This window comes from Claveliimonas sp. (assembly GCF_037273965.1).
GTDB lineage: Bacteria > Bacillota > Clostridia > Lachnospirales > Lachnospiraceae > Claveliimonas > Claveliimonas bilis.
On the sequence record NZ_JAYAZJ010000138.1, the window covers coordinates 1 to 12,241 of the forward strand.

Here is a 12,241-nt window from a genome sequence, read left to right on the forward strand (position 1 = left end):
TCCATGCTTTTTTGAATCCTAATTTCTAAACTTAATGACATTGAAGTTTAACTTTACTACGTCCCCAGTACAATTTATCCTTTTTTCTTTACCATTCTCGCCTGTATAATCAGATACAGCGGATAGATCAGACAAAGCAGCGGAAGAAGATAATTTGCCGGAAAACCTAATTTTTCAATAAATCCTTGGATCAAAATAAAGATGATGATCAAAGGGAGAATATAGGTCAGGTAGCCTTTCGTCCATTTTGGAAGCTTCAGGCCCTTTCCGCTGTTTACTTCTGTATAGTAATTATCCCAATTCCATGCGTACCGGTTAGTACAGAATAAAAGGTATAAAAGAGATCCAAGCGGAAGAAGCGTATTGGATAAAATAAAGTCTTCCAGGTCCTGTACAGTTGTGCCGGGTCCAAAGGGCTGGAATCCGCTCCATAGATTGAATCCGAGAGCACATGGCAGGGAAAGTATAATGATTGCAATAATATTTACAATAACAGCTTTTTTACGTGTCCAGCCAAAATCAATGGCAAATGCGATAATATTCTCAAATACAGCAATGATTGTTGTAAGAGAAGCAAAAGCCAGGAATACGAAGAACAGGGAACCCCATACACGCCCTCCGGCCATTTCGCTGAATGTCTGCGGCAATGTAACAAAGATCAGGCTCGGACCGCTTCCGGCATCCACATTGTAAGTGAAGCAGGCTGGGAAAATAACCAGTCCTGAGAAGAAGGCAACTGTTGTATCAAGGATTACTACATTCAGGCTTTCGGAAACGAGAGAGTGTTCTTTATCGATATAGCTTCCGAAAATTGCCAGTGCTCCGATTCCAAGACTCAAAGTAAAGAAAGACTGTCCCAATGCAGCAAATAAGATTTCTCCAAGGGAGTAATTTTCAAGAGCCGTTTTGAAATTAGGAATCAGATAGAAGGAAAGCCCTTCCTTTGCGCCTTCCAGGAAAAAACTGTGGATAACCAGTACGATCAGAATGAGGAACAGAAGTCCCATCATGTATTTCGATACTTTTTCCACACCGCCTTTCAAGCCGCGTGAACAGATTAAAAATCCTACAATTGTTACAACCAGCATCCAGCTTATCTGCTGTACGGGATCTGCAAGAAATTCACTGAAAGTAGTTTCTACTTGTGCGGTGTTTAACCCGGTCATCTGACCGGAGGCCATTTTGTAAAAATAAGCCAATGTCCAGCCGCCGACAGTTGTGTAAAACATCATAAGCATATAGTTTCCAATAAGCGGAACCAGCTTGGTAAGGTGCCATTTTGTTCCTGCAGGTTCCAGAACCTCAAAAGATTTGGCTGCAGATTTTTGTGAAGCCCGCCCGACAGAAAATTCCATTGTCATAATAGGAAGTCCCAGTATTGCCAGGAAGATCAGATAAATAATGACAAAGGCAGCTCCTCCGTACTGTCCTGTAATATAGGGGAAGCGCCATACGTTTCCAAGTCCGATGGCACATCCGGCGCTGATAAGGACAAAGCCGAGCCGGGAAGAAAACTTTTCTCTTTTCATTTTTATTTAACCTCATTTTCTACACTCTCATCCTTTCTATTCTAAGGAATAGTATATGCCTTGTCAATCAGAGAATGTGCATAAAAGGGGGAATTTCTGGAAAAAATAAGGTTGACAGTTCCGGAAATATCGTTTATATTTGTTTGTAGATAAAAGGGAGTAACTAGCATACACATTTTATAGTATGTTTGCGATAACGTCAGTACGATGAGAAATCATCCGTATCGTAATGAAATAGTGAGACTTTTATTGCATAACAAATTTTATGCAATAAAGTCTCTTTTTTTGTTCCTTTTCATCAAAGAGTTTTATTGCAAAAGAAAGTGAGGAGAAAAATATGCTGACAAGCGAACAAGCCAGACAAAACCAGGAAAAATACGGTTTTAATGAGCTGGTAGAAGGAAAGAAAAAAAGTGTCTTTCAGATTTTTCTGGAACAGTATAAGGACTTTCTCGTTATCATACTGATCATAGCGGCTATTGTATCAGGATTTCTGGGAGATGTGGAAAGTACTGTTGTTATTCTGGTAGTTATTACCATGAATGCAATCCTGGGAACTGTACAGACCGTTAAGGCAGAGCAGTCGTTGGACAGCTTAAAGCAAATGTCCGCACCGGAAGCAAAGGTTATTCGTGACGGAACGTTGATTCAGATTCCGGCAAGAGAGGTTACAATCGGTGACTGTGTTATTTTGGAGGCGGGTGACTGTGTACCTGCAGATGGAAAACTGGCAGAGTGTGCCAGCTTAAAAGTAGATGAAAGTGCTTTGACAGGAGAAAGTCTTTCCGTAGAAAAATCTCTGGATGAGGTTCCGGAAGGAGCGGCTCTTGGTGATCAGACGAATCGGGTATTTTCAGGAAGTTTTGTTACGTACGGACGGGGAGCTTTTGAAGTAACCGGAATTGGTATGGGAACAGAAGTCGGAAAGATTGCCAGCCTTTTGAAAAACACATCCGAAAAACGTACACCGCTTCAGGTAAATCTGGATGAGTTTGGAAGAAAACTTTCTATATTAATACTGATCTTCTGTGGAATCTTATTTGCCATTAATATTTTCCAGGGCGGTTCGGTAGGAGATGCATTCCTTTTTGCTGTTGCGCTGGCCGTTGCGGCGATCCCGGAGGCATTAAGTTCTATTGTAACGATCGTACTCTCCTTTGGTACTCAGAAAATGGCAAGAGAACATGCTATTATCCGTAAACTGCAGGCAGTAGAAGGTCTTGGAAGTGTGTCTATTGTCTGTTCCGATAAGACAGGTACACTGACTCAGAATAAGATGACAGTGGAAGATTACTATGTGGATGAAAAAAGAATCCCGGCAGCACAGATTGATCTGAATGAAGAAAATCAAAATATGCTGCTTCATTTCAGTATTCTCTGCAACGATTCCACCAACACAGACGGTCAGGAAATCGGTGATCCTACAGAGACTGCACTTATTAACCTGGGAAGCCGTCTTGGCAAAGAGGCTCTTGAGGTCAGAGATACTTATGAAAGAAAGTCAGAAATTCCGTTTGACAGCGACAGAAAACTGATGTCTACAGCGCATGAGCTTCGCGGAAAACATATTATGGTTGTAAAAGGAGCGGTAGATGTTCTCCTTACAAGAATGACCCATGTCCGCATTGGCAAAGATGTATTGCCTATGACAGAGGAGGAAAAGGCGAAGATCGAGGCCCAGAATATGGAATTCTCCAGAGGAGGTCTTAGAGTTCTGGCTTTTGCCTACAGGGAAATCGAAGGTGACCGGGCTATTACTCTGGAAGATGAAAATGATCTGACCTTCCTCGGACTGGTATCCATGATGGATCCGCCGAGAGAAGAATCTAAAGCAGCAGTTGAAGAATGTATCGAGGCAGGAATCAAGCCGATCATGATTACCGGCGACCATAAGGTAACAGCAGCAGCTATTGCAAAACGGATCGGAATCTTAAAAGATGAATCAGAAGCCTGTGAGGGAGCAGTCATTGAAAATATGTCTGACGAAGAGCTGCAGGAGTTTGTTCCGAAAATTTCGGTATATGCAAGAGTATCACCGGAGCATAAGATCCGAATCGTCCGCGCATGGCAGGACAGAGGCAACATCGTTGCCATGACAGGAGATGGTGTAAACGATGCGCCGGCTCTGAAACAGGCGGATATCGGTGTGGCAATGGGAATTACGGGAACAGAAGTTTCCAAAGATGCAGCGGCGATGGTGCTGACAGATGATAATTTTGCTACTATCGTTAAGGCGGTAGAAAACGGACGTAACCTGTACAGGAATATCAAATATTCCATTCAGTTCCTTCTTTCCGGAAACTTCGGAGCGATTCTTACTGTTTTGTTCGCATCAATCGCAAGCTTGCCGGTTCCGTTTGAACCCGTACATCTTTTGTTTATTAACCTTTTGACAGACAGTCTTCCTGCTATCGCACTGGGTCTGGAACCTCATACAAAGGATGTAATGAAGGAAAAACCAAGACCGATCAACGAATCGATCCTTACCAAGGATTATCTCCTTAGAATAGGAACAGAGGGACTCTGTATCGGAGCCATGACTACAATTGCATTTTTGATCGGTCTGAATCAGGGAGGCAGTCTTCTTGGAAGCACTCTGGCATTCGGAACCTTATGTACATCCAGGCTGGTACATGGATTTAACTGTAAATCCAACAAGCCGGTGATCTTTACGAATCGTTTCTTCAATAATGTATATCTGATAGGCGCATTCGTATTAGGGCTTTTACTGATCACAGGCGTGCTGATGATACCTGGACTTCACAATATCTTCCAGGTTGTCACATTAAACGGAACACAGCTTCTGACTGTATATGGACTGGCGCTTCTTAACCTGCCGATCATACAGTTTTTAAAGAAATTGAGGAAATAAAATGGATTTAAATAAAGAAAACATCAAAAAAATAAGAGGAATTATCATTTTTACGGCACTTCTTATCGTATGTCTCTGGAAATATGATGTAGTGTTTGAGTTTTTTCGCTTTATCTTTGGTGTTACCTTTCCCTTTATTTTGGGAGGAGCCTTTGCGTTTGTACTGAATGTACCTATGAATTTTTTTCAGCGCCATCTCTTCCCGGAGGAAAGAATAGAAAAGACCAGGTGGCTTAAAAAAGCTGCCCGGCCTTTCAGTCTGATCCTGGTTCTGATTCTGGTAATTGGAGTTGTGTCTGTAGTTATGTTTATATTGATTCCGCAGCTGGGAGCTACATTTGGAAGCCTGGGCAGCAGTATCCAGAATTTTGTGCCAAAAGTACAAAAGTGGGCGGAAAATGTTTTTGAAGGAAATGAACAGATCAGAAGCTGGATTGGCAACCTGAATTTTGATTGGAACAGGATTATGGAAGTAGGAGTGGATTTTTTCCGCCATGGTGCAGGCAATATGCTGGATTCCACTATAACAGTGGCAAGGAGTATTATCAGTGGACTGACAACTTTCTTTATTGCATTTGTATTTGCCTGTTATATTCTTCTGCAGAAGGAAAAGCTCAATATTCAGGTGAAAAAGGTAATGTTCGCTTTTATTCCAAGAGGAAAAGCGGAGGCAGCGCTGGAGGTATTTTCTCTTACCTATAATACCTTTTCCAGTTTTTTGACAGGGCAATGTGTGGAGGCAGTAATCCTCGGATCCATGTTTGTGGTTTCTATGTCTGTTTTAAAAATACCATATGCTCTGCTGATAGGTATTGTAATAGCATTTACTGCTCTGATTCCTATTTTCGGTGCTTTTATCGGGTGCGCCATCGGTGCGTTTCTTATATTTATGGTAAATCCTGTAAAAGCATTGATCTTTGTCATTTTGTTTTTAATTTTACAGCAGATTGAAGGCAATCTGATCTATCCTCATGTGGTGGGAAATTCTGTAGGACTGCCGTCTATTTGGGTACTGGCAGCAGTCAGTATAGGCGGAAGCCTGATGGGGATTGTGGGAATGCTTATTTTTATTCCTATTGTGTCGGTATTGTACGCACTGTTTCGTGAGATCGTGTATCTGAAACTGAAACAGCAGCAGATTGATCCGTCTGAAATAGAATAAACAGATTTCTGGTGATATCTGGCGTCTGCTTTCATAAGATATAGAAAGAAGACAGTTCAGGTGAAAGAATGCTCAATTATCTGTGGGCCGGAATGATCCTGACCGGGATCATTTATGGGGCCTGTACCGGAAATCTTGTGGAAATTACAAATGCAGCTCTGGATTCCTCCAAAGAGGCCATTACACTGTGTATAACGATGGCAGGCGTAATGGCCTTTTGGACAGGATTAATGGAGATTGCAGAACGAAGCGGAATGATCACAGGCCTTGCCAGAAAAATGAGGCCGGTCATCCGCTTTTTATTTCCCGCTTTGCCTAAAGGTCATCCGGCTGCCAGGCATATTACAACGAATATCATTGCCAATATACTGGGGCTTGGCTGGGCGGCGACACCGGCAGGACTTAAGGCTATGGAAGAACTGAAAAATGTAGAAGAGGACAGAAGAAGAGGAATCCTGCCCGGGCCGGTAAGAAAGAAGGGGATTGCCAGCAATGAAATGTGTACATTTTTGATCATCAATATCTCTTCTTTGCAGCTGATCCCGGTTAATATTATCGCCTACAGGAGCCAGTACGGAAGCGTGAATCCGGCGGCTATTGTGGGAGCAGGGATCCTGGCGACTACCGTGAGTACGGGAGCAGCAGTTGTATATTGTAAGATGAAAGAACGAAAATGGAGAGCGTAGAGCTCTCCGTTTTTAAAATTTCTTGTTGATAATACACAAAAAATATTAAAAAATTTCAATGAAAGGCAAAAAAAATTCTATGTTTTATGATCTGCTTCTTAGATATACTGTCAATATCAACAAAAGCACAGACGAGTTGTGCGAAAAAGAAGGGAGAAAAGTAAAATGAAAAAGAAAATGGCCTTATTGACAATGGCTGCAGTACTGGCGCTTTCTGTTACTGCATGTGGTTCCAGCGACAGCGGATCCTCAAGTGACGATTCCTCCAGCTCATCAAGCTCAGAGGTAGCTAACAAAGACAAACCGCTGGTATGGTTCAACCGTCAGCCATCTAACAGCTCTACAGGAGAGCTTGACATGACAGCACTTAGCTTCAACGATGACACATACTACGTAGGATTCGATGCAAACCAGGGTGCTGAACTTCAGGGAACAATGGTAAAAGACTACATCGAAGCAAACATCGATACAATCGACCGTAACGGTGACGGCGTGATCGGATATGTACTGGCTATCGGTGATATCGGACACAACGACTCTATCGCACGTACAAGAGGTGTTCGTAAAGCTCTTGGAACAGGCGTTGAGGCAGACGGAGCAATCAACAGCGATCCGATCGGAACAAACACAGACGGATCTGCAACAGCAGTACAGGATGGTTCCATTGAAGCAGGCGGAAAAACATATGTTGTTCGTGAGCTGGCTTCACAGGAAATGAAAAACTCTGCAGGTGCTACATGGGATGCAGCTACAGCAGGTAATGCAATTGGAACATGGTCTTCCTCCTTTGGTGATCAGATTGACGTAGTTGTTTCTAACAACGACGGAATGGGAATGTCAATGTTCAATGCATGGTCAAAAGACAACAAAGTTCCGACATTCGGATATGATGCAAACAACGATGCTGTAGCTGCTATCGCTGAAGGATACGGCGGAACAATCAGCCAGCATGCAGACGTACAGGCTTACCTGACACTTCGTGTACTTCGTAACGCACTGGACGGCGTAGATGTTGATACAGGTATCGGAACAGAAGACGAAGCAGGAAACGTTCTGACAGACGATGTTTATACATACAATGCAGATGAGCGTTCTTACTACGCACTGAACGTTGCAGTAACAGCTGAAAACTATGAAGAATTTACAGATTCTACAAAAGTTTACGAGCCGGTATCCAACCAGCTTGATGAAGCAGACCATGCAACAAAGAAGGTATGGCTGAACATTTACAATGCTTCTGATAACTTCTTAAGCTCAACATATCAGCCGCTTCTTCAGAACTATGATGATCTTCTTAACCTGGATGTTGAATACATCGGTGGAGATGGACAGACAGAGTCCAACATCACAAACCGTCTTGGAAACCCAAGCCAGTATGATGCATTTGCTATCAACATGGTTAAGACAGACAATGCAAGTTCCTACACATCAATACTTAGTCAATAGAATTTTGGGGAATAGGGATGAGGCGATTATAGGGGAGAAGAAATTCTCCCCTAATAATCTATTTAGGACTATGAAGATACCGGAAACAACTTTCCGGTATAGATCATGAAAATCAATATACGTATACAGGAGTAATAGTAATGGCAGATAAGAAAGATGATATCGTCTTATCGATACGCGGTATGAGCAAATCCTTCGGTCGTAACCGGGTTCTGGATCACATCAATCTGGATGTGAAGAGAGGAACAGTTATGGGACTGATGGGTGAAAATGGCGCCGGTAAGTCAACAATGATGAAATGCCTCTTCGGGACATACCAGAAAGATGAAGGCAATATCTTCCTTGATGGAAAGGAAGTCAGTTTTTCCGGACCAAAAGATGCTCTTGAAAACGGCATTGCAATGGTGCATCAGGAACTGAATCAGTGTCTGGAACGAAATGTAGTTGATAATTTATTCCTTGGACGTTATCCAGTAAACTCTATGGGTATCGTTGATGAGGGGCGAATGAAAAAAGAGGCATCTGAGCTTTTCAGAAAGCTTGGAATGACAGTTAACCTTACACAGCCGATGCGGAACATGTCCGTATCCCAGAGGCAGATGTGTGAGATTGCAAAAGCGATTTCCTACAATTCAAAGGTAATCGTTCTGGATGAGCCTACTTCTTCCCTGACAGTACAGGAGGTAGATAAGCTCTTTGAAATGATGAGAATGCTGAAGGAGCAGGGAATTGCTCTGATCTACATTTCTCATAAAATGGATGAGATCTTTACGATCTGTGATGAGGTATCTGTACTTCGGGATGGTAACCTTGTTATGACAAAGAGTTCCCAAGAAACAGATATGAATGAACTGATTGCGGCGATGGTTGGACGTTCTCTTGAGAACAGATTCCCGCCAGTAGATAATACACCGAAGGATGTAATCCTGTCTGTTCAGCATTTATCTACAAAATTTGAACCATACCTTCAGGATATTTCTTTTGATGTAAGGGAAGGTGAGATTTTCGGATTGTACGGACTGGTAGGAGCCGGACGTACAGAGCTTCTGGAAACAATCTTCGGAGTGAGGACCAGAGCAGCAGGGCGTGTTTACTTTAATAACAAACTCATGAACTTCAGCAGTGCCAAAGAGGCAATGGATCACGGCTTTGCCATGATTACGGAGGAACGTAAAGCCAATGGACTTTTCCTGAAAGCGGACCTGACCTTCAACACGACCATTGCGAATCTGGATCAGTATAAATCCGGCCTGGCACTTTCAGATGCCAAAATGGTAAAGGCAACCGCAAATGAAATTAAGACGATGCATACAAAATGTATGGGACCTGATGATATGATCACCAGTCTTTCAGGAGGAAATCAGCAGAAAGTAATTTTCGGAAAGTGGCTGGAGAGAGATCCGCAGGTATTCATGATGGATGAGCCGACAAGAGGTATCGATGTCGGAGCAAAATACGAAATCTACGAGTTGATCATTAAAATGGCAAAAGAAGGGAAAACGATCATTGTTGTTTCTTCAGAAATGCCGGAAATTCTGGGAATTACCAACCGTATCGGAGTTATGTCCAACGGACACCTTTCCGGAATTGTAAATACGAAAGAGACAAATCAGGAAGAGCTTTTAAGACTCAGTGCAAAATACCTATAATGAGGGAGATTGATAGATATGGCTAATGGAAACAGTAAAGTCCTTACGGCAGAGCAGGAAATGGAGCTGCTTGCGCCAATTAAGGATTATGTCGGGAAAATTCAGACAGAGATTGACAGCCTGAGAGAAGATGGTACAGATAAAGTTGTTTCAATCCAGAACGTTATGGACGGACTGAAAAGAGACAAAAGCCGGACAAAGAGTGAGAAGGATGCAGAAATTGCAAAACTTCAGGAGACTCTGGGAAAGGCAAAGGCAGTAGAGGCACAGAATAAAGATAAAATATCTAAACTGATTGCTGATGCAGAGAAATATCTGAACGCTCATTTCGATAAAGAATATTATCAGCCGGTAAAAGAAAGCTGCGAGCAGGAAAAAGTGCTGGCAAAAGAAAAATACAAAGAGGATGTTGCCAGACTGGAAAAAGAACATCAGCAGAACCTTTCCAAGCTTTCTGATCACCAGGAAATCAAAGATGAAAAATACGTTCATAAGAACAGGCTGTTTGATGCTAAAATGGAACTGCAGAAAAATCTTCAGCAGATCAAAGACAGAAGACATGCAGCTTTCTCATACAGATACCATTTGATCGACCTGCTCCGTATGTCCAAGTTTACATTCGGAGAGACAATGGCTCAAAGATGGGAAAACTACAAATATACATTTAACCGCAGGTCATTCCTCCTGCAGAACGGTTTGTATATTGCGATCCTTTTAATCTTTATCATCCTGTGTATCATCACTCCGATGATAAAAGGATCACCGCTTCTTACATACAATAACGTATTGAATATCCTGCAGCAGGCTTCACCAAGAATGTTCCTTGCACTTGGTGTTGCAGCTCTGATCCTCCTTGCAGGTACAGACCTTTCCATCGGACGTATGGTTGGTATGGGTATGACCACAGCAACGATCATCATGCACCAGGGAATCAATACAGGCGGCGTGTTCGGACATATCTTTGACTTTACGACTATGCCGATTGTTGCAAGAATCGTTCTGGCGCTGGTAGCATGTGTTGTTTTATGTACATTCTTCACAGCTATTGCAGGATTTTTCACAGCGAAATTTAAGATGCATCCGTTCATTTCAACAATGGCAAACATGCTTGTTATCTTCGGTCTTGTTACTTACGCAACAAAAGGTGTATCCTTTGGTGCGATCGAGCCTACAATTCCGAACATGATCATTCCAAAGGTCAATGGTTTCCCAACTATTATCCTTTGGGCAGTAGCAGCCATTGCAATTGTATGGTTCATCTGGAATAAGACAACATTCGGAAAGAATCTGTATGCAGTCGGCGGAAACCCGGAAGCAGCAGCAGTTTCAGGTATTTCCGTATTTGCTGTAACAGTAGGAGCTTTCGTTCTGGCAGGAATCCTTTACGGATTCGGATCATGGCTGGAATGTATCAGAATGGTAGGATCCGGATCTGCAGCTTATGGACAGGGCTGGGAGATGGATGCGATCGCAGCCTGCGTTGTAGGTGGTGTATCCTTTACCGGTGGTATCGGTAAGATCTCCGGTGTAGTAGTTGGTGTATTTATCTTCACCGCACTTACCTATTCTCTTACAATCCTCGGTATCGACACAAACCTTCAGTTCGTGTTCTCCGGTATCATTATCCTTGTAGCGGTAACACTGGACTGTCTGAAATATGTTCAGAAGAAATAATATAATTTAATTGATTTGGCACGTGGCACTTTTTCTGTGTTACGTGCCAAATTGCATTTTACCCTGTCTTAAATTGTAAATATTTACCAGCAATATATGTCATATAATTTTCACTTTATTTCCCCGTTGTCTAATATAATCGCGCTATACTGTCTTTTGTACCATATAGACAAAAAATATCTGTTTATGTCAAAAAGAAAGGAGCGTAACAAGATATGGAAAGCACAGAAGAAGCGCTTGAAGACTTTAGGAAATATCTGATTGAATGCGAAAAAGGGATTTCCACACAAAAAAATTATGTAAGGACAATTCGGGATATGATACAGCAGCCAGATTATGTTCTGTCAAAAGAATGGATGGCTGTCTATCGAAACAGACTGAAGGAACGTTATAGCGGAACGACGGTAAATAACCGTCTGGCAGCTATTAATAATTATCTCGAATATAAGGGAGAAACCTGGAAAGTAAAATATATCCGCATTCAGAAAAAAGCATATATTGAGGAGTCCAGGGAATTCGGGAGAAAAGAGTATGAAAACCTTCTAAAGGCATGTGAGGAAGATAAGCGCTTGTATCTGGCTGTGGAAACACTGTGCTCTACCGGGATCCGTATTGGAGAACTGAAACATATACGGGCAGAACTGTTGGATACAGGGAGCGTCAATGTTCTGCTCAAAGGAAAACAAAGAAGAATCCTTTTACCGGATCGACTGATTGAACGTTTAAAGCAGTACTGCAAGGAGCAAAACATAGAGGAAGGCCCCGTGTTTGTAACACGTACAGGACGTCCGCTGGATCGGAGCAACTTGTGGCGCAGCATGAAAAGAGCGGGAGAAAAAGCGGGACTTTCATCGGAGAAAGTCTATCCTCACAATTTACGCCACTTATTTGCAAGTGTATTTTACAGACGGGAGAAAGATCTTTTGAAATTAGCTGATATTTTAGGTCATAGCAGCATTGAGACTACCAGGCAATATCTGGTATCAAGCGGCAAAGAGCACCGTCAGAAAATCAATGAGATGGATTTAGTCAAATAAAAAACAACACAATCCGCCTTGTGTTGTTTTTCTGTCTTATTCTATATCATAAATTTCCAATTTTTGTCAATAGTTTTTTATAAAAATGTAAAAAACGGAAAATCTATGCCAAAAATCCATATTTCCCCTTTTATTTTTATCTGCACATCAAATAAATTTTTAAAACCAGAAAAATATATTAAAAAT

8 protein-coding genes are annotated in these 12,241 nt (G+C 42.1%); 7 read left to right on the top strand and 1 reads right to left on the bottom strand.

Features of this window, described 5'->3' with window-relative positions; translation table 11 throughout:
- Nucleotides 1–74 precede the first annotated feature (74 nt).
- Nucleotides 75–1,529 (bottom strand): sodium-dependent transporter, encoded by a 1,455-nt coding sequence (locus WJ238_RS11880; protein WP_337607033.1) that lies wholly within the window; start codon nucleotides 1,527–1,529, stop codon nucleotides 75–77.
- A gap of 337 nt (nucleotides 1,530–1,866) precedes the next feature.
- Between WJ238_RS11880 and WJ238_RS11885 the strand changes: the two genes are divergently transcribed.
- From WJ238_RS11885 to WJ238_RS11915, 7 genes are all read left to right on the top strand, one after another.
- Entirely contained in the window at nucleotides 1,867–4,401 is a 2,535-nt protein-coding gene (locus tag WJ238_RS11885) for a cation-translocating P-type ATPase (protein WP_337607034.1), read from the top strand.
- A 1-nt stretch (nucleotide 4,402) separates the two neighbouring features.
- Complete coding sequence (locus tag WJ238_RS11890; RefSeq protein WP_230107482.1) at nucleotides 4,403–5,563, top strand: AI-2E family transporter; 1,161 nt, start codon at nucleotides 4,403–4,405, stop codon at nucleotides 5,561–5,563.
- A gap of 68 nt (nucleotides 5,564–5,631) precedes the next feature.
- Nucleotides 5,632–6,249 carry a nucleoside recognition protein gene (locus WJ238_RS11895; RefSeq protein WP_316265952.1) on the top strand — a complete coding sequence of 206 codons (618 nt, stop codon included), beginning with the start codon at nucleotides 5,632–5,634 and terminating at the stop codon, nucleotides 6,247–6,249.
- 165 nt (nucleotides 6,250–6,414) lie between these two features.
- The gene (locus WJ238_RS11900; RefSeq protein ID WP_316267775.1) at nucleotides 6,415–7,695 is read left to right on the top strand and encodes a substrate-binding domain-containing protein; all 1,281 of its coding nucleotides are present in this window, start codon (nucleotides 6,415–6,417) and stop codon (nucleotides 7,693–7,695) included.
- 140 nt (nucleotides 7,696–7,835) lie between these two features.
- Nucleotides 7,836–9,344: a sugar ABC transporter ATP-binding protein gene (locus WJ238_RS11905; RefSeq protein ID WP_316265949.1), complete on the top strand. Its 1,509-nt coding sequence runs from the start codon at nucleotides 7,836–7,838 to the stop codon at nucleotides 9,342–9,344.
- Between the two features lie 18 nt (nucleotides 9,345–9,362).
- Entirely contained in the window at nucleotides 9,363–11,018 is a 1,656-nt protein-coding gene (locus WJ238_RS11910; RefSeq protein WP_337607036.1) for a galactose/methyl galactoside ABC transporter permease MglC, read from the top strand.
- Between the two features lie 215 nt (nucleotides 11,019–11,233).
- Nucleotides 11,234–12,055: a tyrosine-type recombinase/integrase gene (locus tag WJ238_RS11915; RefSeq protein ID WP_230107487.1), complete on the top strand. Its 822-nt coding sequence runs from the start codon at nucleotides 11,234–11,236 to the stop codon at nucleotides 12,053–12,055.
- Nucleotides 12,056–12,241 lie beyond the last annotated feature (186 nt).